Genomic DNA, 26412 nt, shown 5'->3' on the forward strand with positions numbered 1-26412 from the left:
GTTCAGCGGTGTGGCGGGACGGGAAAACCGGTCCGGAGTGGACGTGCCGGCCGAACACTCTCCGTGCGCCGGTAGCCTTCCGCGCGTGCCTGCCAAGCTCGAGGGCAAGGTCGCGACCGCTCCGCCTCGCCCTTCCCGCACCCAGCCCGTTGCCGTGTCCGAGCTCGCCACGGCCGTCGACGCCCACCTGACCGCCCCGGACCGGGCGCACGTCCAGGTCAGCGGCGTGACGTTGCGTGCCCAACACGTGCGACCCGGCGACCTGTTCGCCGCGCTGCCGGGCACGCGGGTGCACGGCGCCGACTTCGCCGCCCAAGCAGTGGAGCAGGGCGCGGTGGCCGTTCTGACCGACGAGGAAGGCGCGGCCAAGGTCCACGGCGTGCCCGTGCTGGTGCACCCGGACCCCCGCGCGGTCCTCGGGCTGCTGGCCTCCGGCGTCTACGGCGACCCGTCCACCAAGCTCGCGGTGTGGGGCGTGACCGGCACCTCCGGCAAGACCACCACCAGCTACATGATCGAGTCGGCCCTGGTCGCGGCCGGTCGCGCCACCGGGCTCATCGGCACGGTCGAGACGCGCGTCGCGGGCAACCGGCTCGACAGCGCCCTCACCACCCCCGAGGCGCCCGACCTGCAAGCCCTGCTGGCCGCGATGGCCGAGTGCGGCACCACGGACGTCGTCATGGAGGTCTCCAGCCACGCGCTGCGCCTCGGCCGGGTCGGCGGCGTGGGGTTCGCGGTCGGCGCGTTCACCAACCTCTCCCAGGACCACCTGGACTTCCACCCGGACATGGAGGACTACTTCCGGACCAAGGCCGAGCTGTTCGACGGCCGGGCCCGGACGGAGGTGGTCTGCGTGGACGGCGAGTGGGGTCCGCGCCTGGTCAAGGACGCCACGGTCACGGTCGCGACGACGAAGCCCGCCGACTGGACGGCCACCGACGTCACCGTCTCCGCCACGGGCGAGCAGACGTTCACCGCGCACGGCCCGGACGGCCTCACGCTCGACGTCGAGCTCAGCCTCCCCGGCGACTTCAACGTCGCCAACGCCCTGCTGGCCATCGCCTGCCTGCACGTCCGGGGCATCCCGCTCGAAGCCGTCCGCGAGGGCCTCAGGAACGTCCAGGTGCCCGGACGCATGCAGCGCGTCGACGAGGGCCAGGACTTCACCGCCGTCGTGGACTACTCGCACAAGCCGGCCGCCGTCGCCCTCGCGCTCGAAGCGGTCCGCGCCCGCGCCACCGGCCGCGTCATCACGGTCCTGGGCTGCGGCGGCGACCGCGACACGGCCAAGCGCCCCCTCATGGGCGAGGAAGCCGCACGGCGCAGCGACGTCCTGATCGTCACCGACGACAACCCGCGCACGGAGGACCCGGCGCGGATCCGGGCCGCGATGCTGCACGGCGCGCTGTCCGTGCCGGAGGAGGAGCGCGGCGAGGTCGTGGAGATCGGCGACCGCCTGCGCGCCATCGAGCACGCCGTGTCCCTCGCGCGCACCGGCGACGTCGTCGTGGTCGCGGGCAAGGGCCACGAGACCGGCCAGGAGGTCGCGGGCGTCGTGCAGCCGTTCTCCGACGTGGACGCACTGACCGGCGCGATCAGAGGAGCCACCCGGTGATCCAGCTCAGCCTCGCCGAGATCGCCGAGGTCGTCGGCGGCACGCTGCACCAGGCCACCGGCGCCGAGGTGGTCACCGGCAGCGTCGAGTTCGACACCCGGAAGGTCACGCCCGGCGGCCTGTTCCTGGCGCTGCCCGGCGAACGGGTCGACGGCCACGACTTCGCCGCCCAGGCCGTGGCCCAGGGCGCGGTCGGCGTGCTGGCGGGCCGGGAGGTCGACGCGCCCGCCGTCATCGCGCCACCCGTCGACCGGGCCGAGGGCAACGCCTACGTGCTGTCCGGCGACACCGACGGCTCGGGCGCGGCCGTGCTGAAGGCGCTGGCCAAGCTCGCCCGGCACGTCACGGACCGGCTGGCGGACCTGACCGTCGTCGGCGTGACGGGGTCGTCCGGCAAGACGTCCACCAAAGACCTCATCGCCCAGGTCCTCGCACCGCTGGGCCCGACCATCGCGCCGCCGGGGTCGTTCAACAACGAACTGGGCCACCCCTGGACGGCGTTGCGCGTCGACGAGCACACCCGGTTCCTGGTCCTGGAACTCAGCGCCCGGGGCATCGGCCACATCGCCGAGCTGTGCAAGGTCGCCGTGCCCCGCGTCGGCGCGGTCCTGAACGTCGGCAGCGCGCACGTCGGCGAGTTCGGCTCGCGGCAGAACATCGCCAAGGCCAAGGGCGAGCTGGTCGAGGCCCTGCCCGCGGACGGCATCGCGATCCTCAACGCCGACGACCCGCTCGTCGCGGGCATGGCCGACCGCACCAAGGCCAAGGTCGTGTTCGTCGGCGAGAACCCCTCCGCGCAGGTCCGCGCGAAGGACATCGAGCTGGACGAGCAGGCCCGCGCCCGGTTCACCCTGGTCACGCCGCAGGGCGAGGCGGACGTCCGACTGGCCGTGCACGGGCCGCACCAGGTCGGCAACGCCCTCACCGCCGCCGCCATCGCGCTTGAGCTCGGCGCGACCCCGGACCAGGTCGCGCGGAGCCTCGGCACTGCGGCACGGGTGTCCGCGCATCGCATGGCGGTCTCCGAACGTCCTGACGGTGTGACCGTCATCAACGATGCGTACAACGCCAACCCGGAGTCGGTGCGCGCGGCGCTGAAGTCGCTCGCCACCATCTCCCGGGCCGCCACGCCCGCCCGCCGCAGCTGGGCGGTGTTGGGTCCGATGGCCGAACTGGGCGCGGACTCGATCCGCGCGCACGACGAGATCGGCCGGCTCGCGGTCCGCTTGGACATCAACAAGCTGGTCGTGGTCGGTCAGGACGCCCGCGCGATGCACCAGGGGGCGCACCTGGAAGGATCTTGGGGCGAAGAAGCGATTCTGGTGCCCGACGTGACGGCGGCCGTCGAGCTGCTGCGCGACCAGGTGCGGCCCGGTGACGTCGTCCTGGTGAAGGCATCCAACTCATACGGCCTGTGGCGGGTTGCCGAGGCTCTCCTGGAGGCGGTCAGCAAGTGAAGAGCATCCTGATCGCGGCGGCCATCGCCCTGATCACGTCGATCATGCTGACGCCGTACCTGATCAAGATCTTCTCCCGGCAGGGTTTCGGCCAGGAGATCCGTGAAGAGGGACCGCAGAGCCACAAGACCAAGCGCGGCACGCCCACCATGGGCGGCGTCGCGATCCTGGTCGCGATGTGGGCGGGCTACCTCGGCTCGCACCTGGTGAACTCCATGTCGGCGTCCGCGCAGGACCAGACGCCGAGCGCGTCCGGCCTGCTCGTGCTGATGCTGACCACGTCGCTGGGCGTCGTGGGCTTCCTGGACGACTTCATCAAGATCCGCAAGCAGCGCAACCTGGGCCTGAACAAGACCGCGAAGCTGGTCGGCCAGTTCGTGGCCACGATCATCTTCGCCGTGCTGGTCATCCAGTTCCCGAACAAGGACGGGATGACGCCGGCCTCGGTGAACCTGTCGTTCGTGCGCGACATCGCCGTGGTGTCGTTCGGCGTCGTCGGGTTCGTGGTGTTCTGCTACGCCGCGATCAGCGCCTGGTCGAACGCGGTCAACTTGACCGACGGCCTGGACGGCCTGGCCGGCGGCACGTCCGCGATGGTGCTCGGCACCTACGTCGTGATCAGCTTCTGGCAGTTCCGCTACAACTGCTCGAACCTGCTCGTGGCCGGCTGCTACGACGTGCGCGACCCGCTCGACCTGGCGCTCGTGGCCGCCGCCGCGATGGCCGGCTGCATCGGCTTCCTGTGGTGGAACGCCGCGCCGGCCAAGATCTTCATGGGCGACACGGGCTCGCTCGCGCTGGGCGGTCTGGTCGCCGGCCTGTCCATCGCCACGCGCACCGAGCTGCTGATGGTCGTCATCGGCGGTCTGTTCGTGGTCGAGGCGTTGTCGGTGGTGCTGCAGGTCGCGGTCTTCCGGACGTCACGACGGCGGTTGTTCCGCATGGCGCCGTTCCACCACCACTTCGAACTCGCCGGGTGGGCGGAAACCACGGTGATCATCCGGTTCTGGCTGCTCGCGGGCATGTGCTGCATGCTCGGGCTCGGCCTGTTCTACAGCGAGTGGCTGACCGCGGTCGAGAGCTGACGATGGGATTCCTCGCAGGTCGTCACGTCCTCGTGGCCGGCGCCGGGGTGACCGGTCGGTCGGCGGCGGAGGCGTTGCTGGCGGCGGACGCCGTCGTCACCGTGACCGACGGTTCGGCCGACCGCCTCGCCGCGCTGGAGCAGCTGCTGCCCGGCGTGACGCTGACGCCCGGGTTGGTCGAGCCGCCGTCGGGCACGGACCTGGTCGTGACCAGCCCGGGGTGGCGCCCGTCCAGCCCGTTGCTGGAGGCGGCGAAGGCGGCGGGCATCGAGGTGATCGGCGAGGTCGAGCTGGCCTGGCGGATGGGGCTGGAGCTGGCCGACCCTCCGACGTGGCTCGCCGTGACGGGGACGAACGGCAAGACCACGACGGTCGGGATGCTGGAGTCGATCCTGCGCGCGGCCGGGATCGACGCGGTGGCGTGCGGCAACGTCGGGTTGCCCGTGGTGGACGCCCTGCTGGCCGGGCGTCGGGTGCTGGCGGTGGAGCTGTCGAGCTTCCAGCTGCACTGGTCGCCGTCCGTGCGGCCGTTCGCCGGGGTGCTGTTGAACCTGGCCGAGGACCACTTGGACTGGCACGGCACGTTCGAGGCCTACGCGGCGGCGAAGGCCGGCGTGCTGACCGGAGAGGTCGCCGTCGGCGGGGTGGACGACCCCGTGGTGGCGCGGCTCCTGGCCTCGTCGCCGGCCGCCGCGCACGTCGGCTTCACGCTCGGGTGGCCGGAGGAAGGGCAGCTCGGCGTCCACGACGGGCAGTTGGTCGACCGGGCGTTCGGGCCTGCCGACGAGGTGTTGCTGCCGGTCGCCGACGTCCACCCCGGTGGGCCGCCCGGGATCGCCGACGCTCTGGCGGCGGCGGCGCTGGCCCGTGCGCACGGCGTGTCGGCGGCGGCGGTCGCTCAGGGTTTGCGCGACTTCAGGCCGGGGGCGCACCGGGCCGTGCTGGTGACGACGGCCGACGGGATCGCCTACGTCAACGACTCCAAGGCCACGAACCCCCACGCGGCGGCGGCGTCGTTGCGGTCGCACGAGAGCGTGGTGTGGGTGGCCGGCGGCTTGCTCAAGGGCGCGTCGGTGGACGAGCTGGTGCGCGAGGAGGCGCATCGGTTGCGCGGGGCGGTGGTGATCGGGGCGGACCGCGAGGTGATCGCTTCGGCGTTGGCCCGGCACGCGCCGTCGGTGCCCGTGACGGTGTTGGACCCCGCCGACGATGCCGCCGCGTCCATGGAGGACGCCGTGCGCGCCGCGCGTTCGATGGCGCGGCCGGGTGATGCCGTCGTGCTGGCCCCGGCGGCGGCGTCGATGGACATGTTCAGCGACTACGCCCACCGTGGTCAGGCGTTCGCCGACGCGGTGGTGGGGTTGGTCGGTCAGCGCGGGTAGATGCTGTCCGGGTCCTTCAGGTAGGTGTGAGCGGCGTCGACCACCGGGCACGGCCACGGCGTGCGCGTGAACCGGCCGTCGAGCCACGTCGGCGCGCAGCCGAGGCAGAGCCCGAAGACGTCGGCCTGGTGGTTGCCGAGCGTGCCGCGCAGGGCCGCGACCAGGCGCGGGACTTCCGTGCGTGCGACGGCGGCGACGGTTTCGTCGTCGGTTGCGTGCTCGTTGGTCAGCAGCTCGACGGCGTCGAGGTAGCCGAGCATGTCCTGGTCGAGCAGGTGGAAGGCGCGGGCCAGCGCATCGGAGATCATGCGCCAAAGGTGCACCACCGTCAGTCTGCAATATGCCACTTAGGGATATCTCGAAGTTCACCCTTTCGGTGAGCCATATTGCCGATAGCATCGGATCATGACGCAAGGCAACACCGGCCCGGGTGTCCGGAGGCGACTGCTGGCCAAGGCGCTGATCCAGCTCCGCGAACGGGCCGGCAAGAACTTCGACGACGTGGTGCAGGCGCTGGCCTTCTCGAAGTCCAAGATCAGCCGGATCGAAGCGGGCGGCACCGGCGTGTCCATTGTGGACGCGCGGGCGCTCGGCCAACTGTACAACGCGGACGCCGAGACCCTGGCGTGGCTGGAACGGCTGGCCAGGATCGCCAAGCAGCGCGGTCGTTGGCACGTGTTCGGCGATGGGCTGGTCGACTGGTTCTCGGACTTCGTGGTCCTGGAGTCCGAAGCCTCGATGATCAACACCTTTGAGATCGACCTCATCCCCGGCTTGTTCCAGACCGAGGAATACGCCGCGATGGTGCTGCGGGCCTACTCACCGGATGTCCCCGATGAGGTGGTCCAGCGGAAAGTGGCTCTGCGGCAGACCCGCCAGAGGCGGGTCACCGACGGCTCCCTGTCGGTGTGGGCGATCGTGGATGAGGCCGCGCTCCGCCGCACCACCGGCGATCGGAAGGTCGACCGACGCCAGTTGGAACAACTGCTGGCGGTGTCGCTCATGACCAATGTGGTGATCCAGGTGCTGCCCTTCGACAAGGGCATGCACATGGCGATGGGGACGGCTTTCTCGCTGCTGCGGTTCCAGGGCTACCCGAGCATCGTCTACGTGGACAACCTGACCGGCGGGGTCTATCTGGACGAGGCCGCCGACCTGGAGCGGTATAGCCTGGTCCTCGATCACCTCAGGGCCACCGCCCTCGATGTGCGGGAGTCGGCCGAGTTCATCAAGAGGGTGATCGCTGATCTCTAGCTCGTCCTGGGAGCGCGTGATGTGGTCGGAATGGCGCAAGAGCAGTCGTAGCAACGGCGCGGGCGGCAACTGCGTGGAGGTCGCCGCGTCGACTGACGCGTTCCGGGTCCGGGACAGCAAAAATGCTCCCGGGCCGGTCCTCGAGTTCGGCAGCCGGGCCATGGCGATCTTCCTGGCCGGTGTCAAGCGGGGATGAATCTCGCTGACACGCGGCCGATTGGCGGCGTTCGCCGGGCCGCGCGGGAGACGATGGGCGCATGACTGCGGTGGACCGGAAGCCGGTGGGGGAGCGACCGCCCAGAGCACAGCGCAAGCGCGCGGTCGCGGTGCGGACGTCGTTGACCGCTTGGCTCGGCCGTCCCCTGGCGGACTTCCACCTGCTGCTCGCGATCTTCGGCATGCTCACCGTGCTCGGGCTGATCATGGTGCTGTCCGCGTCCGCGCCGGGCGAGGTCGCCGAGGGCGCGTCGGCCTACAGCGTGTTCAAGAAGCAACTGCTGTACGTGGGCGTCGGCGCCATCGTCTTCCTGATCGTCCTGCGCATACCGCTGCGCACGATCCGGCACGGCAGCACGATGGCGATGCTCGTCTGCGTGATCCTGCTCGTCCTCGTGCTGACCCCGCTCGGCTCGGTCCTGGGCGGCGCGCAGTCGTGGTTCACGGTCGGGCCGATCTCGTTCCAGCCGATCGAACCCGCGAAGCTCGCCCTGGCGCTGTGGGGCGCGCACGTCCTGGTGACCAAGCGCGCCCTCCTCGACCAGTACCGGCACCTGCTGGTCCCGGTCGTCCCCGTGGCGATGCTGGTGTTCGCGCTGGTGATGCTGCAACCCGACCTCGGCGGCACGATCACGCTGGGTGTCGTGCTGATGAGCCTGCTCTGGTTCGTCGGCGCGCCCATGCGGATCTTCGGGATCATCGCGATCGGCGCGGTGACCGGCGCGTTGGTGCTCGCGCTCGGTTCGGACTACCGGTTCAAGCGCGTGCAGACGTTCCTGAACCCCGCCGCCGACCCGCAGGGCGACGGGCTCCAGGCGTTGCAGGCGCTGTACGCGTTGGCGGAGGGCGGGTTCCTGGGCAAGGGCCTCACCAACGGCAGCTCGAAGTGGCGTTATCTGCCGAACGTGCACAGCGATTTCATCTTCGCCGTGATCGGCGAGGAGCTGGGCTTCATCGGCTGCGTGCTGGTGCTCGGCCTGTTCGTCCTGCTCGCGGTGGTCGGCCTGCGGATCGCGGCGCGCAACACCGACCCGTGGATCCGCATGGTGTCCGCGACGCTGACGGTGTGGCTGGTCGCGCAGGCCGCGATCAACATCGGCTACGTCGTGCAGCTGCTGCCGGTCACCGGCATCACGCTGCCGATGATCTCCTCCGGCGGCACGTCGGTCGTCACGACGATGTTCGTGTTCGGCATCCTCGCCAACTGCGCACGTCACGAGCCCGACGCGGTCTCGGCGTTGCGGTCACTGGGCCCCGGCCGGGTCGGCGGCGTGCTGAAGCTGCCCGCGCCCGTGGTCTACAAGCCGCCGCCGAAGCGGCGCCCCGTGCGGCCGTCGCCGCCTCCCCGAGGCCGCAAGGCCGCGCCGCCTCCCGTGGACGAGCGGAGGATGGCCGGTCGTCACGCTCCGCCGTCGGAGTACCGTCGTCGCGAATCCCGAAAGGCCGGCCAGGACCGGGACGCGCGGTCCAGGCGGCGTGACGGGCGTTAGCGGTACCGGACACAGCGGTACACAGACGCGAGGAGGATATGCGTGACCGGGGTTCCCCAGCAGGCCGGACCGTGCGTGGTGGTCGCCGGAGGCGGCACCGCCGGGCACATCGAGCCAGCCCTGGCCCTGGCCGACGCGGTCATGCGGCTTCGGCCCGACGCGCGGATCGTCGCGCTCGGCACAGAGCGCGGTCTGGAGAACAGACTCGTGCCGGCCCGCGGCTACCCGCTGGAGCTGATCCCGCCGGTGCCGATGCCGCGCAAGCCGACGCCCGACCTGCTCAAGCTGCCCCTGCGCGTGCGCGGAGCCGTGAAGCACACCCGTGAGGTGCTGGAACGGGTCGGCGCCGACGTCGTGGTGGGCTTCGGCGGCTACGTCGCGCTGCCCGCCTACCTCGCCGCGCGCGGCCGGGTGCCGATCGTGGTGCACGAGGCCAACGCCAAGGCCGGCCTGGCCAACAAGGTCGGCGCGAAGTTCGCCGAACGGGTCGCCGCCGCGGTGCCCGACTCGGGCCTGACCGACGCCGAGATCATCGGCATCCCGCTGCGCTACTCGATCACCTCGCTCAAGCGCGCCGAGCTGCGGCAGCAGGCCCGCGCCCACTTCGGCCTGCACCCGACCGCGCCGACGCTGCTGGTGTTCGGCGGCTCGCAGGGCGCGCGGTCGATCAACAACGCGGTGTCCGGCGCGGCGTCCGCGTTCGCGCAGGCCGGTATCGGGGTGCTGCACGCGCACGGCCCCAAGAACACCGTCGCGGTGCAGTCGGTGCCGGGCGCGCCGCCGTACGTGCCGGTGCCGTACCTGGACCGGATGGACCTCGCCTACGCGGCGGCGGACGCGGTGCTGTGCCGGTCCGGCGCGATGACGGTGGCCGAGGTGTCCGCCGTGGGTCTGCCCGCGGTGTTCGTGCCCCTGCCGATCGGCAACGGCGAGCAGTCGCTCAACGCGGGCGCGGTCGTCGCCGCCGGCGGCGGCCTGCTGGTGCCCGACGACCAGCTCACGCCGGACTGGATCTCGGCGAACGTGGTCCCGCTGGTCTCCGACCGCGCCCGGCTGGCCGCGATGACCGCGGCCACGCTGAGCACCGGTCACCGCGAGGCGGACGAGGTGCTGGCCCGCATGGTGCTCGAGGTGATCAAGAAGTGAGCGACGTCCTGGACCGCGTGCACCTCGTCGGCATCGGCGGGGCGGGCATGAGCGGCATCGCCCGGATCCTCCTCGCCCGGGGGGCTCAGGTGTCCGGCTCGGACGCCAAGGACTCGCGCACCGTGCTCGCGCTGCGCGCGCAGGGCGCGGCGATCGCGGTCGGCCATGCCGGCGCGAACCTCGACCAGCTGCCCGACGGGCCCACGGCGGTCGTGGTGTCCACCGCGATCCGCGAGGACAACCCGGAGCTGGTGGAAGCCCGCGCCCGCGGCACGGTCGTGCTGCGGCGGGCCGAGGCGCTGGCCGCGTTGATGCTCGACCACCGGGTGGCGTGCGTCGCCGGCACGCACGGCAAGACGTCGACCACGTCCATGCTCACGGTCGCCCTGCAGCACTGCCGGATGGACCCGTCGTTCGCGATCGGCGGCGACCTCAACGAGTCCGGCGCGAACGCGCACCAGGGCACCGGCGGCGTGTTCGTCGCCGAGGCGGACGAGAGCGACGGCTCGTTCCTCTACTTCTCGCCGTCGGTCGCGGTCGTGACCAACGTCGAGGCCGACCACCTCGACCACCACGGCACCGTCGAGGCGTACGTGGCGGTGTTCGACTCGTTCCTGGAGCGCATCCAGCCCGACGGCGTGCTGATCGCGTGCGCGGACGACCCGGGTTCGGCGGCGTTGGCGGAACGGGCCGCGAAGCTCGGCATCCGGGTCCGCACGTACGGCCGCACGGCCACCGGCGACGGCTCGGTCCGCGTGGTCGACTACCGGCCCGCCGACTCCGGCGGCGTCGCCCGGGTCGAGCTGGACGGCGAGGTCGTGGACGTGCGCGTGGCCGTGCCGGGCGAGCACATGGCGGGCAACGCCATCGCCGCCCTGATCGCCGCGCTGGAGCTGGGCGCGGACCGCCAGGGCGTGCTGATCGGGCTGGCCGCGTTCGGCGGCGTCCGGCGGCGGTTCGAGTTCAAGGGCCAGGCCAGGGGGGTGCGGGTCTACGACGACTACGCCCACCACCCCACCGAGGTCGCCGCCCAGATCGCCGCCGCCCGGCCGGTCGCCGGCGACGGCAAGCTGGTCGTGGTGTTCCAGCCGCACCTGTACTCGCGGACGCGGCTGTTCGCCGAGGAGTTCGCCGCCGCGCTCGGCACGGCCGACGGCGTCGTCGTGCTCGACGTCTACGGCGCGCGGGAGGAGCCGGAGCCCGGCGTCAGCGGCGCGCTGGTCTCGGGCCTGGTGCCGCTCGACGTCGGCAAGGTGGTCTACGAGCCGTCGTTCGACCGGGTGCCCGCGCTGGTCGCGAGCATGGTCGGCGAGGGCGACCTGGTGGTGACCATGGGCGCGGGCGACGTGACCATGCTCGGGCCGGAGATCGTCGGCGAGCTGGACCGGGCATGAGCGGGCTCGCGAGCGCGTCGTCCGCCAGGGTGCCCGGCGCCCTGGCCACGTCGTCGACCGCCGGCGAGGCGTGACATGAGCACACAGGCGGCGCGTCGGCGGCCGGGCGCTTCCCCCGGCCGGGGTTCCCGCCCGCCGGCGCGCCGTCGCCCTGACCGACGTCCGACGCGGGCGCAGCTGTACCGGCGCAAGGTGGTCCGCCGCCGGGTCGGCGCGATCCTCGCGATGCTCGTGGTGACCGTCGTCGTCTGCACGGTCTGGTTCACGCCCGCGCTCGGCGTCCGCGAGGTCGAGGTGCGCGGCATCGCCAACCTGACCGGCGACGAGGTCCGCACGGCCGCGGCGATCGAGCCGGGCACGCCGCTGGTGCGGCTGGACGTCGACGCGGTCGCCGCGCGGGTCCGGGAACTGCCGCGCGTCGCCGGGGTCGAGGTGGAGCGGGTCGTTCCCGGCACCGTGCGGCTCACCGTGGACGAGCGGGAGCCGGTCGCGGTGGTCATCGCGCCCGACGGCGCGCACCTGGTCGACGTGACCGGCAAGGACTACGCGACCGTCGTGCAGCCGCCGTCCGGCCTGCCGGAGCTGAAGGTGTCCTCGGACGCGGTCGCCGCGGCGGTGTCCGTGCTCACGCAGGTGCCCGGGGCGTTGCGGGAGGATGTGCTCAGCGTCGCCGCGGACTCGCCGTCGGACATCCGGCTGATGCTGAGCGGCGGCCGTGAGGCCCGCTGGGGCTCGCCGGCCGACACCGTGCGCAAGGCCGCCGTGCTCGACGTGCTGATGACCCGCAAGGGCACCGTGTTCGACGTGTCCAGCCCAGAGCTGCCGACCGTTTCCTAAACACCGTGACGTGGTGAAACCCGCCACAGGGCGGATCCGCGAAAGTCGATCGTCCCGTGGTCGTCGCCCGGTGATACTTCGGGTATGACGCAGACGCCGGTGGACAACCGGATCGAACTCCCGTACACCGGCGACGAACGCGCCCTGCTGTCCGGCTTCCTCGACTTCCTGCGCGGGACGATCGAGTTCAAGTGCGCCGGGCTGTCCGACGACGACGCCGCGCGCTCGGTGCTCCCGTCGCAGCTCAACACGGCCGCGGGCATCGTCAAGCACCTGCGGTGGGTCGAGCACTACTGGTTCGAGGTGGCGCTGGCCGGCCGGCCTTCGCGCGCGCCCTACACCCGTGAGGACCCGGACGCCGATTGGCGCGTCGAGCCGGGCGAGACGATCTCGGGATTGATCGCCGACTACGCTGAGCAGTGCACGGTGAGCCGGGAAGTGCTCGCGGGCCTCGACCTCGACCACGAGGTGGCGTTCCGCGGGGACAAGCGGCTTTCCGCGCGCTGGGTGCTGATCCACATGATCGAGGAAACGGGTCGGCACGCGGGACACCTGGACGTGGTTCGGGAGCTGCTCGACGGGATGACCGGCGAGTAGGGACCGCTCACCCGGTCAGGACACAACACGGCGTGGCTGCTGGACCGAGGCATTCGCGATGCATAACGTCCAGCAGGAACATACGGGGTTGACAACACTCTGAACCTCTGGTTGAGAGTTTCAATCCGGGTGGAGATCCGTCCGGGCTGTGACACCGGTGGTCATCCACTCCAGCACATGAGCACGGACACGATCAGGAAGGCGGACCGATGACGCCCCCGCACAACTACCTCGCGGTGATAAAGGTCGTCGGCATCGGCGGTGGCGGTGTCAACGCCGTCAACCGCATGATCGAGGTCGGGCTCAAGGGCGTCGAGTTCATCGCGGTGAACACCGACGCCCAGGCGCTGCTCATGTCGGATGCCGACGTGAAGCTCGACATCGGCCGCGAACTCACCCGCGGCCTCGGTGCAGGCGCCAACCCCGAAGTCGGCCACAAGGCCGCCGAAGACCACCGCGAGGAGATCGAAGAAGTCCTCAAGGGCGCGGACATGGTGTTCGTGACCGCCGGCGAGGGCGGTGGCACGGGCACCGGAGGCGCGCCCGTGGTCGCCTCGATCGCCCGCAAGCTCGGCGCGCTGACCATCGGTGTGGTCACGCGACCGTTCTCGTTCGAGGGCAAGCGCCGCGCCAAGCAGGCCGAGGAAGGCATCCAGGCCCTGCGCAACGAGTGCGACACCCTCATCGTGATCCCGAACGACCGGCTGCTGCAGCTCGGTGACATCGGCGTCTCGCTGATGGACGCGTTCCGCTCCGCGGACGAGGTGCTGCTGTCCGGTGTCCAGGGCATCACCGACCTGATCACCACGCCCGGTCTGATCAACCTGGACTTCGCCGACGTCAAGTCGGTCATGTCCGGCGCGGGCAGCGCGTTGATGGGCATCGGCTCCGCGCGAGGCGAGGGCAGAGCAGTCCAAGCGGCCCAGAAGGCGATCAACTCGCCGTTGCTGGAAGCCTCGATGGAGGGTGCGCACGGCGTGCTGCTCTCGATCGCCGGTGGCAGCGACCTCGGGCTGTTCGAGATCAACGAGTCGGCTTCGCTGGTGCAGGAAGCCGCGCACCCCGACGCGAACATCATCTTCGGCACGGTCATCGACGACTCGCTCGGTGACGAGGTCCGGGTGACGGTGATCGCGGCGGGTTTTGACAGTGGCGGGCCGACGCACAAGAAGCTGGAGCCGCAGGCTCTGTCCAGCCCGCCGCGTGGCACGCCCGTGGCCTCGGCCACCGCGGGTCAGGTGAACCACAACCCGCAGCCGGTGCAGCCGGTGCAGCAGGTCCAGCAGCCTCCGCCCGTGCAGCACCAACCGCAGCACCAGCCGCAGCCTCAGCCCGTGCAGCAGGTGGAGCAGCCGGTCCCGCCGCGGCCGACCGTGCCGCAGCAGCCGCAGTCCGGCCAGGGCAACGGCCAATCCCCGTACGCCACGCCGCAGCCGACCATGCCGAGGTCGCTGTCGCCGGGCGTGCCGGGGAACACCAGCGGTTCGTTGCCGAACCGGGCCGTGCCGGTGACGGACGACCCCGACGACGAGGTGGACGTCCCGCCCTTCATGCGCCGCTAACCCGCGAGTCGAACACTCGCGTCCCGCGTGTCGAACCTTCAGGACCCCCGAGTTCAACACTCAGGACCGCACGCCGCGGACCTGAACGTGGAACTCGGGGGTTCTGAGCGTTCGACACGTGGTGCCTGAAGGTTCGACACGCAGGTCCTGAGCGTTCGACACGCGGGTCCTGAAGGTTCGACACGCGGGTCTGGGAAGCTTGGGTGGTGCGCATCCGTCGTGTCCTGACCACCCGCGAGGGTGGCGTGTCGAAGCCTCCCTACGACTCCTTCAACCTCGGCGACCACGTCGGGGACGCCCCGGCGGCCGTCGAGGCCAACCGGAAGCGGTTGGCCGAGGGCATCGGGCTGGAACCGGACCGGCTGGTGTGGATGGAACAGGTGCACGGCCGCACGGTCGGGGTGGTCGACGGGCCGGTCAGCGAGCCGCTGGAGGCCACGGACGCCGTGGTGACGAAGCAGGAACGGCTCGGGCTCGTCGTGCTCACGGCGGACTGCGTGCCGGTGCTGCTGGGCGACCCGGAGGCCGGGGTGATCGCCGCTGTCCACGCCGGACGCGTCGGCGCACGCGTCGGCGTCGTCCCGGCCACCCTGGACCGCATGGTGGAGCTGGGCGCGCACAAGGAGCGCATCGAGGTGCTGCTCGGCCCGGCCGTCTGCGGCCAGTGCTACGAGGTGCCCGCCGCGATGCGCGACGACGTCGAGAAGCACCTGCCCGGCAGCGCGTCCAAGACCCGCTCCGGCAAGCCCGCCCTCGACCTGCGCGCCGGCATCTGGCAGCAGCTCGCCGACGCGGGCGTCGGCAGGATCGGGGTCGACCCCCGCTGCACGGTCGAGGAGAAGTCCCTGTTCAGCCACCGCCGCGACCCGGGAACGGGACGGCTGGCGGGCGTCGTCTGGATGGAGTCGTGAACCGGCGCGAAGAGCTGGCCCTGTCGCTCGCCGAGGTCCGGGAACGCATCGCCCAGGCGTGCGCGGCCGTCGGAAGATCACCCGATGAGGTCGAGTTGCTGGCCGTCACCAAGACCTTCCCGGCGCAGGACGTGGCCATCCTCAGCGACCTCGGCCTCACCGCCTTCGCCGAGAACCGCGACCAGGAGGCGGGCCGCAAGACCGCCGAGTTCGCCGAACTGCGCCCGGACGCCGCCGCGAAGTGGCACATGGTCGGCTCGCTCCAGCGGAACAAGGCCAAGTCCGTCCTCCGCTGGGCCGACCGGATCGACACCGTCGACTCGGTCCGGCTCGCCGACGCCATCGCCAAGGCCTCGACCGAGCCGACCGAGGTCTTGATCCAGGTCAGCATCGACGGCGACGCGACACGCGGCGGTCACCCGATCGGTGACCTACCGCGACTGGCCGATCACGTAGCACGTTCAGGTGAACTTATTTTTAGGGGTGTGATGACCGTCGCACCCCTCGGGATGTCTCCACAGCAGGCGTTTGCCGCTCTATACGAAGCGGTAACCCGCTTGCGGGTCGATCATCCCGATGCCACCGTGATCTCGGCGGGGATGAGCGGTGACCTGGAGGATGCGATAGCGCACGGATCCACGTGCGTGCGTGTCGGAACAGCGTTGCTGGGCAGCCGGAGACTAGCCTCGCCGTAACTGTCTGGAACCTCTGGGACGGCCGCGACGTCCTTCGGGTAGGGATCTCGGCGGAGGAAGGGCTCGAGCCATGAGCGGGTTTCACAAGCTGAAGGCCTACTTCGGGATGGTTCCCGCCGAGTACGCCGACGACCCGGCCGCCTACGACGACGACCGGCGCTACGCGGACTACCGGTCCGAGTACGCCGACCCGGAAGAGTACGAGGCCTACCCCGAGCAGCGCACCGCCCGTCGCCGTTCGTTCAACGGCTACCGGGCCGAACTGGACGATTCGGACGACTTCGAGCCCGAGCGCGGAGCCCGCCCGCGTCGGCCGTGGAGCCCGGACACGCACGGCGCGCTGGCCGTGGAGCCCCAGCGCGAGCCCGTCGGCAGGCTGCGACCCGCCCCGGAGCCCGCCGGCAACCCGCTCGCCCGCATCACCACGCTGCACCCCCGCAGCTACAACGAGGCGCGGACGATCGGGGAGCACTACCGCGACGGCACGCCGGTGATCATGAACCTCACCGACATGAACGACGCGGACGCCAAGCGGCTGGTCGACTTCGCGGCCGGGTTGGCGTTCGCGCTGCGCGGCTCGATCGACAAGGTCACCAACAAGGTGTTCCTTCTCTCACCCCCGAACATCGACGTCACGGCGGAGGACCGTAGGCGACTCGCGGAGGGCGGGTTCCTCAACCAGGGCTGAGTGGTGGCACAGTTGAGCATGTGGATGCCCTCTGGCTCGTGGTCTACTACGTGTTGTTCTCGTTCTGGCTGCTGCTCACGGCGCGTGTCGTCGTGGAGCTCGTCCGTAGTTTCGCCAGGGGATGGCGGCCTGCGGGCGGGGTCGCGGTGGCGCTCGAGACCGTCTACACCGTGACCGATCCTCCGGTCCGCTTGCTGCGTCGGATCATCCCGACCGTGCGGATCGGCGGCATCGGTCTGGACTTGTCCATTATTGTGCTGTTGCTGGTCGTTATCATTCTGATGCGAGTAGCCGATCCCAGGTGAGGGGACCAGGGATGTCCACAGCCCAGGAGTGCGTGAGGTGATCTGATGCCGTTGACCCCCGCGGACGTGCACAACGTCGCGTTCAGCAAGCCGCCGATTGGCAAGCGGGGCTACAACGAGGACGAGGTGGACGCGTTCCTCGACCTGGTTGAGGGCGAACTGGCCCGCCTGATCGAGGAGAACAACGACCTGCGCCAGCAGGTCGAGCAGCTCGACCAGCAGGTCGAGACCGCGCGTGCCGACCTCGAAGACGCCCGGGCGAAGGTTGCCGCGGGTGTCGGCCCGAGCCGCGTCGTGGACGAGCCCCGCAGGCTCGCTCCGGTGCCGCCCCCTTCGGCGCTGGAGCAGACATCGCCCGGCGGTGGTGGTGACCACCACGTCCAGGCCGCCAAGGTGCTCGGCTTGGCCCAGGAGATGGCCGACCGGCTCACCGGCGAGGCCAAGGCCGAAGCCGACGGGATGCTGTCGGAGGCCAGGACCAAGTCGGAGCAGCTGTTGTCCGAGGCGCGAGCCAAGGCCGACACGATGGTCAACGAGGCGCGCACGCGTGCCGAGACCATGCTGAACGACGCGCGAACCCGCGCCGAGACGTTGGAGCGGCAGGCCCGTGAGAAGGCCAGCGCGCTCGACCGCGACGCTCAGCGCAAGCACGCCGAGGTGATGGGCAACATCACCCAGGAGAAGAACACGCTCGAGAAGCAGATCGACAAGCTGCAGACCTTCGAGCGCGAGTACCGGACGAGGCTCAAGACGATGCTCGAGTCGTCGCTGCGCGACCTGCAGGACCGCGGCCCCGCCGCGCCGTCCGACGGCCGTCAGCAGGGCGGGTACTCGTTCGGGGCGCGCGCCGAAGCCGGCTGATCGGCGTTGCTGATCTAGTCTGCTGGACGTGCTCTACATAGTCCTGCTGTTGGTGCTGGCAGCCCTGGGGTTGCTCGTGCCCGCGCTCACCAGCGCCCAGACGCATTGGGCGTGGTTGTCCGTGGGTGCGAGCGGGGCCGCTGCCGTGGTCCTGGTGCTCGACTGGTGGCTTCGCCGCCGGTCGGGCCCCCGGGCTGCCGGCGCCGCAGTTGTTGATCACCAGGTTAGCGCCGGCGATCAACGGTCGGCGCCCCAGGGTGCCGGGGACGAAGCTCCGGAAAGTCCACCCGATCAGGCACATCTCGAACCTGGTGAGGAGGACACGGACGCAGCCGACGCCTTGATCGTGAGCGAGCTCACGGACGAGGTGCGGGTGCTGGACGAGCGTCCTCGCTACCACCTCGCCGACTGCTCCTGGCTCGCCTCACGGGCGTCGCTGGGCCTGCCGGTCGACGAGGCGCGCCAACTGGGCTTCACGCCGTGCGCGGTGTGCCGCCCGGACGCCGGCCTCGCGGCGCGCAAGCGGACCGCGGACCGGTCGGAAGCCGACTGAGCGCCGCGGCCCGGGGTCGCGTGCGCGGAGAACGCCGCCAGGCCCACGACGGGTCGGGCGGAGCCGCACGAGGGGAACCGCTCAAAGTGGTTTGCGCGGTTCGGCTACCCTGGGTGGCAGCACGGCGTTGATCCGGCCATCACCGGGGAGCCTCCGGAAGAACGGGCGCGAGCCCCAGTAGAACCGGACGGGAGCGGCCCGTCACAGCCGTCGAAGAGTGGCCAGTGCCTTCGCGCCCTGGCAAGCGGGGTGGTACCGCGGTGCGCCTGACCGGCGTGTCGTCCCCGTGAGCCGGTTGGACGCACGCGAGGAGCAGCACGATGGCCTACCCGAAGGCAGGCGAGGGTCCCGTTCCCTCCCAGCCGTCCTTCCCCGCCCTCGAGGAGGGTGTCCTCGACTTCTGGAAGTCCGACCGGACGTTCCAGGCCTCGATCGACGCCCGCCCGGCCGGGGACAACGGGGCGAACGAGTTCGTCTTCTACGACGGCCCGCCGTTCGCCAACGGCCTGCCGCACTACGGCCACCTGCTCACCGGCTACGTCAAGGACGTCGTCCCGCGCTACCAGACCATGCGCGGCAAGCACGTCGAGCGCCGCTTCGGCTGGGACACCCACGGCCTGCCCGCCGAGGTCGAGGCGGAGAAGCAGCTCGGGTTCTCGTCCAAGAGCGAGATCGAGGCGTTCGGGATCGAGAAGTTCAACGAGGCCTGCCGCACCTCGGTGCTCCGCTACACCGACCAGTGGCGCGACTACGTGACCCGGCAGGCCCGCTGGGTGGACTTCGACAACGACTACAAGACCCTCGACCTGGACTACATGGAAAGCGTCATGTGGGCCTTCAAGACCCTGTGGGACAAGGGCCTGGTCTACGAGGGCTTCCGGGTGCTCTGGTACTGCTGGCGCTGCGAGACGCCGCTGTCCAACACCGAGACCAAGATGGACGACACCTACCGGGACCGGCAGGACCCGGCGGTGACCGTCGGCCTGCGCCTGGAGACCGGCGAGCTGGCCCTGGTCTGGACGACGACGCCGTGGACGCTGCCGTCGAACCTGGCCGCCGCGGTGCACCCGGACGTGGACTACGTGACGGTCGAGGCGAACGGCGAGCGCTACCTGCTCGCCGAGGCCCGCGTGCCCGCGTACGCCCGCGAGCTGGGCGAAGAACCGCCGGTCGTGGCCCGGTGCAAGGGCGCCGACCTGGTGGGTCGCGAGTACGCGCCGCCGTTCGACTTCTTCGTCGGCCGGGAGAACGCGCACCAGGTGCTGGCCGCCGACTACGTCACCACCGAGGACGGCACGGGCGTGGTGCACATCGCGCCCGCGTTCGGTGAAGAGGACAAGGTCGTCACCGACGCCGCGGGCATCGAGGTCGTCGTGCCGGTCGACGCGCACGGCCGGTTCACCGCCGAGGTGCCGCCGTACGAGGGGTTGCAGGTCTTCGACGCCAACAAGCCGATCATCCGCGACCTGAAGGAAGCGGGCCTGCTGCTGCGCCACGAGACCTACGACCACCCCTACCCGCACTGCTGGCGGTGCGACAACCCGCTGATCCAGCGCGCCGTGTCGTCGTGGTTCGTCGCGGTGTCGCGGTTCAAGGACCGCATGGTCGAGCTGAACCAGCAGATCAACTGGGTGCCCGAGCACGTCAAGGACGGCCAGTTCGGCAAGTGGCTGGAGAACGCCCGCGACTGGAACATCTCCCGCAACCGGTTCTGGGGCTCGCCGATCCCGGTGTGGGTGTCGGACGACCCGGCGTACCCGCGGGTGGACGTCTACGGGTCGCTGGACGAGCTGGAGCGAGACTTCGGCGTGCGCCCGACCGACCTGCACCGGCCCACGATCGACGACCTGACCCGGCCGAACCCGGACGACCCGACCGGGCAGTCGGTGATGCGGCGCGTGCCCGAGGTGCTGGACTGCTGGTTCGAGTCCGGCTCGATGTCGTTCGCCCAGGTGCACTACCCGTTCGAGAACGCCCAGTGGTTCGAGGACCACTACCCCGGCGACTTCATCGTGGAGTACAACAACCAGACGCGCGGCTGGTTCTACACCATGCACGTGCTGGCCACGGCGCTGTTCGACCGGCCCGCGTTCCGCAACTGCGTGGCGCACGGGATCGTGCTGGGCGACGACGGGCAGAAGATGTCCAAGTCGCGCAAGAACTACCCCGAGGTCAACGAGGTCTTCGACCGCGACGGCTCGGACGCCATGCGCTGGTTCCTGATGGCCTCGCCGATCCTGCGCGGCGGCGACCTGGTGGTGACCGAGCGCGGCATCCGCGACGCGGTGCGGCAGGCCGTGCTGCCGCTGTGGAACTCCTGGTACTTCCTGGCCCTGTACGCCAACGCGGAGGGGGTCGAGGGGCACTGGCGGACGTCGTCGGAGCACGTGCTGGACCGGTACGCGCTGGCGAAGGCGCACGACCTGGTGGCCGGGGTGACCGCGCAGCTGGACGCCTACGACATCTCGGGCGCGTGCGCGTCGATCCGCGAGTTCCTGGAGGTGCTGACCAACTGGTACGTGCGGCGTTCGCGCGACCGGTTCTGGTCCGGCGACCAGGACGCGATCGACACGCTGCACACCGTGCTGGAGGTGGTGTGCCGGGTGGCCGCGCCGCTGCTGCCGCTGACCACCGAGTCGGTCTGGCGCGGGCTGACCGGTGGCCGGTCGGTGCACCTGGCCGACTACCCGTCGGTGGCGGACCTGCCCGCGGACGACGCGCTGGTGGCCGCGATGGACCAGGTGCGGCAGGTGGCGTCCACGGCGTTGTCGCTGCGGAAGTCGAACAAGCTGCGGGTGCGGTTGCCGTTGGCGAAGCTCGTGATCGCTTCCGGCGAGGTGGCGCAGCTGGAGGCGTTCACCGAAATCCTGCGGGACGAGGTGAACGTCAAGGAGGTCGAGCTCACCACGGACGTGGACGCGCACGGCCACTTCCAGCTGGCGGTCAACGCGCGTGCCGCCGGTCCCCGGCTCGGGAGGGACGTGCAGAAGGTCATCAAGGCCGTGAAGGCGGGCGACTGGCAGGAGGTGGACGGTCGCGTCGTGGCCGCCGGGATCGAGCTGTTCCCGGAGGAGTACGAGCAGCGGCTGGTCGCCACCGACCAGGGCGCGACGGCGGCGCTGCCGAACAGCGGCGGGCTGGTCGTGCTGGACACCGCGGTGACGGAGGACCTGGCGGCCGAGGGCGTGGCCCGCGACCTGGTGCGCGTGGTGCAGCAGGCGCGCAAGGACGCCGGGCTGGACGTGTCGGACCGGATCGCGCTGACCGTGCAGCTGCCGCCGGCGGTGCAGGACGCGGTGCGCCGGTTCGAGGCGTTCGTGAAGGAGGAGACGTTGGCCGAGACGATCGAGTACGGCGAGGTCGCCGAGGGCTCGGACGGTGTGGTCGGCGAGGGGCAGAAGGTCCGGGTCGCGGTGGTCAAGGTCTGACGGGGTCCGACGGGGTCCGACGGGGGTCGCTCTGAACGTCCGGGTCTGAATGCTTGAGTCTCAGTGTTCAGGCCCGGGCGTTCGGCGCTCGCCTCGGTCGGGGCACGACGCCTGTTCACGTCTGGGGCGGCGGTCGGCGTAGAAGCTTGAAAAGCATGTCCTCGCCGGACGGGCAGATCAGCGGGATGACGGGGTTCGGCGGTTGGGCCGCGGTCCGTTGTGGGTCGGGTTTCGTGTCATCCCACCGACCTCCCTCCGGGCTACCACTCGCGTCGAGGGGGCGGTTCCAGCCCAATGTTCCCGTTGGGGGAAAGTGCCCCCTTGACACGTGCGGCAGGGCTTTGCCAGGTCGGCGGGATGACACGAAGCCCTCCCTCTGGGGAGGAAGGGCATCAGCGGCGCACTCCGGCGAGGACGTGCTCCGCTGTCCGGGAACAACCCGGCGGCGCACCGCGGGATCGTCACCTCAGCGGACGCCGTCCTGTTCCAACCGGGCCTTCAGCTGGTTCAGGCAGCGGCCCCTGGTCGGGCCGATCGAGCCCCGCGGCATGGACAGGGCCTCGGCCACGGCCCGGTACTCGGCCCGGCCCGCCAGGACGGTCAGGCGCAGCAACTCCTGGCAGCGCCGGGGCATCGCGTTGAACGCGTGCCAGAGGCGGCGGTCGCGGTCGTCGCGCAGGGCTTCCGGCTCCGGCAGCCAGCGGTCGTCCGGCATGTCGACGGCCGAGTCGGTGGACAGGGCGGGGCGGCCGTTGCGGTCGCGCCAGGCACGGTGCGCCTCGCGCCGGGTGGCCACGATCAGCCAGCCGGCCACGGCCCGCGGCTCGGTCAGGCGGTCCAGGTGGCGCAGCAGGCTCAGCCACACGGTCTGCACGACGTCCTCGGCGGTGGCCTGGTCGAGGCCGTTGCCCCTGGCCACGTGCCACACCAGCGGGGTCAGCTCGGCGACCAGGGAGTCCATCGCCGCCCGTGAACCGGCCCGCGCGGCCTCGACCAGCGCCGCCTGCCGCTCGTGCCTCGTCGCCTGCGCCATGATCGCCGCCACGCCGAGGTCATCCGTGCCGGGGTCCTCCGGGATGGCTTCGACCAGTTCGGCGCGCAGGTGGTCGAGTCGGGGATCCAGCTCGTCGGTCATGACGTCTCCTTCCCGCGCTGGGAGCCGCGCACCCGTCGTTCCTCGTTGCCGACCCGCTCGCTGACCCACGCCCGCGCCTGCGACACGTACCGCCGCACGGACGCGCGCCGACAGCCCAGCACGTCGGCGATCTCGTCGTCGTCGAAGTCCCAGAACCGCAGGACCAGCGCGGTGCGCAGGTGGTCAGGCAGGTTCGCGACCGCCGCCAGCGTGCTGACCAGCTCGTGCCACGTCTCGGCGTCCCGCTGCTTGGGCACCAGGATCCGGTACGTGCCGCGCTGCCGGGCGACCACCTCGTCGGTGAGGTCGCCCGGCCGCTCCCGCCGACGGGCCTGGTCCACCAGCAGGTTGCGGATCGTCTTCACCAGCCAAGCACGTCTGGAACCGGGAGCGATCACCGGCCAGTTCCGCCACGCGGCGACGAACGCCTCCTGCACCGCGGACTCGTGGTCCAGGTGCGGCGACATCACCGCCGCGAAGCGGAACAGCCGGGTGCGTTCCCGGTGGTAGAAGCCGCTGAAGGTGGCCGCGTGGTCGTCGGGATCCTCCGGCGTCACGAACCCTCCCCCCTCTGGTCCCGGTAACGGGTAGACGGACGAGACCGGGGGTTGTGGAGGAAATCCGGTCAAGCGGGCTGCCGGGCCGCCCTCTTCCCGACCACGCGCAGCAACCGGACCCAGGCCGACCACTCGGCCGGCCGCACGGGCGGGTGGCCGGCGGCGCGGGCCGCGTCGTCGAACAGGTCCTCGATGAGGGCGTCGTGCAACCACCGCACGGCCAGCGGCCAGGCCAGCCGCATCAGGCCGCGCGGCCGACCGATGAGAGTGTGCCGCAACCCGCCCGGGACCGCTTCCAGGACGTGCGCGCCGATCAGGCCGATGCGCGGGTCGAAGGTGAACTCGGCGCGCTGACCGGGCACGTAGGCGGTGCAGCGGTAGCGCACGAAGGCGTGCCCGCCGTCCGCGCCGACGCCGAGCGGCCGGTCCAGCACCAGGGGCGGCCACCGGTCGGACGGCCACAGCTCGACGACCCGGTCGACCAGCCCCGCGCTGTCGGGGAACAACCGGGTGTGCACGTTCTCGATCATCACGACACCACCTCCGTACGGAACCGTATGGTCCGTCCATACGGTAGCGTACGGAGTCATGGCACGGCGGACGCGCGACGACTGGACCCGGGTGGCCCTGCAAGCGCTGGTCGAGGGTGGGGTCGCGGCCGTGGCGGTGGAACCGCTCGCGGCGCGCATGGGCGCGACCAAGGGCAGCGCCTACTGGCACTTCCCCAACCGGGAAGCCCTGCTCAAGGCCACCCTCGAACGCTGGGAACGCGCGCACACCGAGGCCGTGATCGAGCTCGTGGAGTCGGTGTCGGAGCCGTTGGAGAGGCTGCGGCTGCTGTTCTCCACCGTGCTGGAGGACGTCGAGCACAGCGCGGTCGAGCTGGCCATGCTCGCGGCCAAGGACGACCCGGCGGTGGCGCCGGTGCTCGGCCGCGTCACGGAGCGCCGCATCGGCTACATGGAGGAGCTGTTCGTCGGGCTGGGCTTCGCCGCCGACGTCGCGCGCCGGCGGGCCGTGCTCGCCTACTCGGTCTACCTGGGGCAGGCCCAGCTGCTGTCGTCCACCCCGCACCTGGTCACGGCGCGGCGGGCGTTGCTGGAGGAGACGCTGACGCTGGTGCTGTGCCGTGGCTGACGCGTTCCGGTTCGCGATCAGGGTCAAGCCGGGCGCGAAGCGCGAGGCCGTCGGCGGCCGGTGGGGTGACGGCGCCCTGGTCGTCGCGGTCGCCGCACCCGCCGTGGAGGGCAAGGCGAACGAGGCCGTCCGCAAGGCGCTGGCCAAGGCGTTCGGCGTGCGCAAGCAGGACGTCGAGGTGGTCGCCGGCGAGCGCGGCCGGGACAAGGTCGTGCGGGTCGACCCCGCCCCGGCCGCTGCCGCCGAGGTGCTGGCGCGGCTGCTGGACGGCTAGGCCGCCGGCGTCCGCAGGGCGTGCGCGAGGGCGTCGGGCCCAGCGCGGTCGGACCGCCCGTCCACGCTCGGCGGCTCTGCGCCCGGTGGCCGGGCCGGCGCCGGAGCGGAGGAGCGCGCCGGTGGTGACCAGCGCGATGGAGATCGTTCGCAGCCGCACCGTGACTCCAGCAGGGAGGGGGAGGTGACGGGGCGGCGGACCCCGTCGTCAACACGCGCAGGTTCTGCGTGGTTCGCGCCGGCGACGCTCGGCTGGTGACGCTGCGTGCGGTGCCGGATTCGTCCATTTCGGTATCACCAGGGAGAATGACCCTGTCGGGTGACGGAGCGGCGGCGTGGAGGTCGAGTGGGCGATGTGACGGGCTACTTGGGCATAGCCGCCGCGGTCCTGCTGCTCTCCGTCATCGCGGTCAGGGTGTCGATCCGGCTCGGTCTGCCGTCCCTCCTGCTCTACCTCGGCATCGGGGTGCTGCTCGGCGAAGCCGTGGTGGGCATCCAGTTCGAGGACGCCGACCTGACCCGCTCGCTCGGCACGGTCGCGCTGGTGCTGATCCTCACCGAGGGCGGTCTCACCACCCGGTGGAGCGCGGTGAAGCCCGCGCTCGGACTCGGCATCGCGCTGTCGACGGTCGCCGTCGGCGTGAGCATCGCGGTCACCGGGTTCGCGCTGCACTTCCTGCTGGACATGGACTGGCGCACGGCACTGCTGTGGGGCGCGGTGCTGTCGTCGACCGACGCCGCGGCGGTGTTCAGCGTGTTGCGCGGGGTGGGCGTCGGCAAGCGGCTCATCGGCGCGCTGGAGCTGGAGTCCGGCATCAACGACGCGCCGGTCTACATCGCCGTCGTGCTGCTCGCCTCGCCCGACCCGATCACGTGGACCGCGCCGCTGCTGATGGCCTACGAGCTGGTCGCGGGCGCGGTGATCGGGATCGTGCTCGGCTGGGTCGGCGGGACCGGGCTGCGCCGGGCCGCGCTGCCCGCCACCGGCCTGTACCCGCTGGCCACGGTCGCGGTGTGCCTGCTCGCCTACACCGTCGGCGACCTCGCGCACGCGTCCGGCTTCCTGGCCGTCTACATCGCCGCCCTCGTGCTCGGCAACGCCCGCCTGCCGCACCGGGCGGACACCCTGTCGTTCGCCGAGGGGCTGGGCTGGATCGCGCAGATCGGGCTGTTCGTCCTGCTCGGCCTGTACGCCTCGCCCGGCCGGCTGCTCGACGCGCTGGTGCCCGCGCTGGTGGCGGGCGCGGTGCTGGTGCTGCTGGCCCGGCCGCTGTCGGTGCTGTGCGCGGCGCTGCCGTTCCGCGTGCCGTGGCGGGAACAGGTGTTCGTCTCGTGGTCCGGGTTGCGCGGCGCCGTGCCGATCGTGTTCGCCCTGATCCCGCTGATCCAGGGCGTGGGTGGGGCGCAGCAGCTCGTGGACGCGGTGTTCGTGCTGGTCGTGGTGCTGACCGTGGTGCAGGGCACGACCCTGCCGTGGCTGGCCAAGTGGCTGGGGCTGGTCAAGTCCGGCGAGGCGCACGAGGTGCAGGTCGACTCGTCGGCGCTGGACGACCTCGGCGCGGAGCTGCTCCAGGTCCGCATCCAGCCCGGCTCCAAGCTGCACGGCGTGTACCTGTCCGAGCTGCGGCTGCCGCCGGGCTCGTCGGTGAGCCTCGTGGTGCGGGACGCGAACGGCTTCACGCCGCAGCCGACGACTCGCTTGCAGGAGCACGACCAGCTGCTGGTGGTGTGCACCGAGGCCATGCGCACGGCGACCGAGCACCGCATCCGCGCCGTCGACCGGGCGGGTCGGTTCGCGCGCTGGAAGGGCGACGTCGGCCTGCCGTGAAGTGTC

26 protein-coding genes are annotated in these 26412 nt (G+C 71.3%); 22 read left to right on the forward strand and 4 right to left on the reverse strand.

The window, feature by feature from the left end:
• Positions 1–85: 85 nt before the first annotated feature.
• Genes AB0H12_RS06820 through murD form a run of 4 tightly spaced genes read left to right on the forward strand, consistent with a single transcriptional unit; the run spans position 86 to position 5539 of the window.
• Positions 86–1615 carry a UDP-N-acetylmuramoyl-L-alanyl-D-glutamate--2,6-diaminopimelate ligase gene (locus AB0H12_RS06820; RefSeq protein ID WP_499621368.1) on the forward strand — a complete coding sequence of 510 codons (1530 nt, stop codon included), beginning with the start codon at positions 86–88 and terminating at the stop codon, positions 1613–1615.
• On the forward strand, positions 1612–3072 hold the full coding sequence (locus AB0H12_RS06825; RefSeq protein WP_499621369.1) for a UDP-N-acetylmuramoyl-tripeptide--D-alanyl-D-alanine ligase: 1461 nt from the start codon (positions 1612–1614) through the stop codon (positions 3070–3072). Before AB0H12_RS06820 ends, AB0H12_RS06825 begins: the two co-directional genes overlap by 4 nt.
• The gene (gene mraY, locus AB0H12_RS06830; protein ID WP_230570221.1) at positions 3069–4157 is read left to right on the forward strand and encodes a phospho-N-acetylmuramoyl-pentapeptide-transferase; all 1089 of its coding nucleotides are present in this window, start codon (positions 3069–3071) and stop codon (positions 4155–4157) included. The genes AB0H12_RS06825 and mraY overlap by 4 nt, the downstream gene beginning before the upstream one ends.
• A 2-nt stretch (positions 4158–4159) precedes the next feature.
• On the forward strand, positions 4160–5539 hold the full coding sequence (gene murD / locus AB0H12_RS06835; RefSeq protein WP_499621371.1) for a UDP-N-acetylmuramoyl-L-alanine--D-glutamate ligase: 1380 nt from the start codon (positions 4160–4162) through the stop codon (positions 5537–5539).
• Here the strand turns inward: murD and AB0H12_RS06840 are convergent.
• Entirely contained in the window at positions 5527–5847 is a 321-nt protein-coding gene (locus AB0H12_RS06840; protein ID WP_499621372.1) for a hypothetical protein, read from the reverse strand. The two genes, murD and AB0H12_RS06840, sit on opposite strands and share 13 nt — an antisense overlap.
• Before the next feature lie 97 nt (positions 5848–5944).
• Between AB0H12_RS06840 and AB0H12_RS06845 the strand changes: the two genes are divergently transcribed.
• The 15 genes from AB0H12_RS06845 to ileS all read left to right on the forward strand — a co-directional run bounded on the left by AB0H12_RS06845 (position 5945) and on the right by ileS (position 21476).
• Entirely contained in the window at positions 5945–6793 is an 849-nt protein-coding gene (locus AB0H12_RS06845; RefSeq protein ID WP_499621374.1) for a helix-turn-helix domain-containing protein, read from the forward strand.
• Positions 6794–6812: 19 nt separating this feature from the next.
• A complete protein-coding gene (locus tag AB0H12_RS06850; RefSeq protein WP_499621376.1) occupies positions 6813–6989 on the forward strand; it encodes a DUF397 domain-containing protein in 177 nt (58 codons plus the stop codon).
• A gap of 61 nt (positions 6990–7050) precedes the next feature.
• A complete protein-coding gene (gene ftsW / locus AB0H12_RS06855) occupies positions 7051–8499 on the forward strand; it encodes a putative lipid II flippase FtsW (protein WP_499621378.1) in 1449 nt (482 codons plus the stop codon).
• Positions 8500–8541: 42 nt separating this feature from the next.
• Positions 8542–9645 carry an undecaprenyldiphospho-muramoylpentapeptide beta-N-acetylglucosaminyltransferase gene (murG, locus tag AB0H12_RS06860; RefSeq protein WP_499621379.1) on the forward strand — a complete coding sequence of 368 codons (1104 nt, stop codon included), beginning with the start codon at positions 8542–8544 and terminating at the stop codon, positions 9643–9645.
• Positions 9642–11039, forward strand: a complete 1398-nt coding sequence (gene murC, locus AB0H12_RS06865) for a UDP-N-acetylmuramate--L-alanine ligase (protein ID WP_499621380.1) — start codon at positions 9642–9644, stop codon at positions 11037–11039. Before murG ends, murC begins: the two co-directional genes overlap by 4 nt.
• A 75-nt stretch (positions 11040–11114) precedes the next feature.
• Complete coding sequence (locus AB0H12_RS06870) at positions 11115–11876, forward strand: cell division protein FtsQ/DivIB (RefSeq protein ID WP_499621381.1); 762 nt, start codon at positions 11115–11117, stop codon at positions 11874–11876.
• A gap of 84 nt (positions 11877–11960) precedes the next feature.
• Complete coding sequence (locus AB0H12_RS06875) at positions 11961–12473, forward strand: DinB family protein (protein WP_499621382.1); 513 nt, start codon at positions 11961–11963, stop codon at positions 12471–12473.
• A 209-nt stretch (positions 12474–12682) separates the two neighbouring features.
• Positions 12683–14035, forward strand: coding sequence for a cell division protein FtsZ (gene ftsZ / locus AB0H12_RS06880; protein ID WP_499621383.1), 1353 nt, complete (start codon positions 12683–12685; stop codon positions 14033–14035).
• Positions 14036–14241: 206 nt separating this feature from the next.
• Positions 14242–14946, forward strand: a complete 705-nt coding sequence (gene pgeF / locus AB0H12_RS06885) for a peptidoglycan editing factor PgeF (RefSeq protein ID WP_499621385.1) — start codon at positions 14242–14244, stop codon at positions 14944–14946.
• A complete protein-coding gene (locus AB0H12_RS06890; protein ID WP_499621386.1) occupies positions 14943–15641 on the forward strand; it encodes a YggS family pyridoxal phosphate-dependent enzyme in 699 nt (232 codons plus the stop codon). Before pgeF ends, AB0H12_RS06890 begins: the two co-directional genes overlap by 4 nt.
• A 70-nt stretch (positions 15642–15711) precedes the next feature.
• Positions 15712–16329: a cell division protein SepF gene (locus tag AB0H12_RS06895; RefSeq protein WP_499621387.1), complete on the forward strand. Its 618-nt coding sequence runs from the start codon at positions 15712–15714 to the stop codon at positions 16327–16329.
• A gap of 20 nt (positions 16330–16349) precedes the next feature.
• Complete coding sequence (locus tag AB0H12_RS06900; RefSeq protein ID WP_033437765.1) at positions 16350–16634, forward strand: YggT family protein; 285 nt, start codon at positions 16350–16352, stop codon at positions 16632–16634.
• A gap of 45 nt (positions 16635–16679) precedes the next feature.
• Complete coding sequence (wag31, locus tag AB0H12_RS06905) at positions 16680–17495, forward strand: DivIVA-like cell division protein Wag31 (protein WP_073899667.1); 816 nt, start codon at positions 16680–16682, stop codon at positions 17493–17495.
• Positions 17496–17841: 346 nt separating this feature from the next.
• Positions 17842–18048, forward strand: a complete 207-nt coding sequence (locus AB0H12_RS06910) for a hypothetical protein (protein ID WP_499621389.1) — start codon at positions 17842–17844, stop codon at positions 18046–18048.
• 320 nt (positions 18049–18368) lie between these two features.
• Positions 18369–21476 (forward strand): isoleucine--tRNA ligase, encoded by a 3108-nt coding sequence (gene ileS, locus AB0H12_RS06915; RefSeq protein WP_499621390.1) that lies wholly within the window; start codon positions 18369–18371, stop codon positions 21474–21476.
• 466 nt (positions 21477–21942) lie between these two features.
• Here the strand turns inward: ileS and AB0H12_RS06920 are convergent, their stop codons facing one another.
• The 3 genes from AB0H12_RS06920 to AB0H12_RS06930 all read right to left on the reverse strand — a co-directional run bounded on the left by AB0H12_RS06920 (position 21943) and on the right by AB0H12_RS06930 (position 23698).
• Positions 21943–22509, reverse strand: coding sequence for an RNA polymerase sigma factor (locus AB0H12_RS06920; RefSeq protein ID WP_499621784.1), 567 nt, complete (start codon positions 22507–22509; stop codon positions 21943–21945).
• A 98-nt stretch (positions 22510–22607) separates the two neighbouring features.
• A complete protein-coding gene (locus tag AB0H12_RS06925; protein WP_499621391.1) occupies positions 22608–23168 on the reverse strand; it encodes an RNA polymerase sigma factor in 561 nt (186 codons plus the stop codon).
• A 68-nt stretch (positions 23169–23236) separates the two neighbouring features.
• Complete coding sequence (locus AB0H12_RS06930) at positions 23237–23698, reverse strand: SRPBCC family protein (RefSeq protein ID WP_499621787.1); 462 nt, start codon at positions 23696–23698, stop codon at positions 23237–23239.
• Positions 23699–23756: 58 nt separating this feature from the next.
• Between AB0H12_RS06930 and AB0H12_RS06935 the strand changes: the two genes are divergently transcribed.
• From AB0H12_RS06935 to AB0H12_RS06945, 3 genes are all read left to right on the forward strand, one after another.
• Positions 23757–24305 (forward strand): TetR/AcrR family transcriptional regulator, encoded by a 549-nt coding sequence (locus AB0H12_RS06935; RefSeq protein ID WP_499621392.1) that lies wholly within the window; start codon positions 23757–23759, stop codon positions 24303–24305.
• Positions 24298–24579 carry a DUF167 domain-containing protein gene (locus AB0H12_RS06940; RefSeq protein ID WP_499621394.1) on the forward strand — a complete coding sequence of 94 codons (282 nt, stop codon included), beginning with the start codon at positions 24298–24300 and terminating at the stop codon, positions 24577–24579. Before AB0H12_RS06935 ends, AB0H12_RS06940 begins: the two co-directional genes overlap by 8 nt.
• Before the next feature lie 345 nt (positions 24580–24924).
• Positions 24925–26406 (forward strand): potassium/proton antiporter, encoded by a 1482-nt coding sequence (locus AB0H12_RS06945; protein WP_499621395.1) that lies wholly within the window; start codon positions 24925–24927, stop codon positions 26404–26406.
• The last annotated feature ends 6 nt before the right edge of the window (positions 26407–26412 follow it).

The organism is Actinosynnema sp. NPDC023794 (assembly GCF_040639675.1).
GTDB classification, from domain to species: Bacteria; Actinomycetota; Actinomycetes; order Mycobacteriales; family Pseudonocardiaceae; genus Actinosynnema; species Actinosynnema luteola.

Excerpts from the sequence above, each read along its gene's own strand:
- murD (WP_499621371.1), top strand. The coding sequence starts at position 4,160 with ATGGGATTCCTCGCAGGTCGTCACGTCCTCGTGGCCGGCGCCGGGGTG.
- AB0H12_RS06840 (WP_499621372.1), bottom strand. The coding sequence starts at position 5,847 with ATGATCTCCGATGCGCTGGCCCGCGCCTTCCACCTGCTCGACCAGGAC.
- AB0H12_RS06845 (WP_499621374.1), top strand. The coding sequence starts at position 5,945 with ATGACGCAAGGCAACACCGGCCCGGGTGTCCGGAGGCGACTGCTGGCC.
- AB0H12_RS06850 (WP_499621376.1), top strand. The coding sequence starts at position 6,813 with ATGTGGTCGGAATGGCGCAAGAGCAGTCGTAGCAACGGCGCGGGCGGC.
- ftsW (WP_499621378.1), top strand. The coding sequence starts at position 7,051 with ATGACTGCGGTGGACCGGAAGCCGGTGGGGGAGCGACCGCCCAGAGCA.
- AB0H12_RS06870 (WP_499621381.1), top strand. The coding sequence starts at position 11,115 with ATGAGCACACAGGCGGCGCGTCGGCGGCCGGGCGCTTCCCCCGGCCGG.
- AB0H12_RS06875 (WP_499621382.1), top strand. The coding sequence starts at position 11,961 with ATGACGCAGACGCCGGTGGACAACCGGATCGAACTCCCGTACACCGGC.
- ftsZ (WP_499621383.1), top strand. The coding sequence starts at position 12,683 with ATGACGCCCCCGCACAACTACCTCGCGGTGATAAAGGTCGTCGGCATC.
- AB0H12_RS06895 (WP_499621387.1), top strand. The coding sequence starts at position 15,712 with ATGAGCGGGTTTCACAAGCTGAAGGCCTACTTCGGGATGGTTCCCGCC.
- wag31 (WP_073899667.1), top strand. The coding sequence starts at position 16,680 with ATGCCGTTGACCCCCGCGGACGTGCACAACGTCGCGTTCAGCAAGCCG.
- ileS (WP_499621390.1), top strand. The coding sequence starts at position 18,369 with ATGGCCTACCCGAAGGCAGGCGAGGGTCCCGTTCCCTCCCAGCCGTCC.
- AB0H12_RS06920 (WP_499621784.1), bottom strand. The coding sequence starts at position 22,509 with ATGGCGCAGGCGACGAGGCACGAGCGGCAGGCGGCGCTGGTCGAGGCC.
- AB0H12_RS06930 (WP_499621787.1), bottom strand. The coding sequence starts at position 23,698 with ATGATCGAGAACGTGCACACCCGGTTGTTCCCCGACAGCGCGGGGCTG.
- AB0H12_RS06935 (WP_499621392.1), top strand. The coding sequence starts at position 23,757 with ATGGCACGGCGGACGCGCGACGACTGGACCCGGGTGGCCCTGCAAGCG.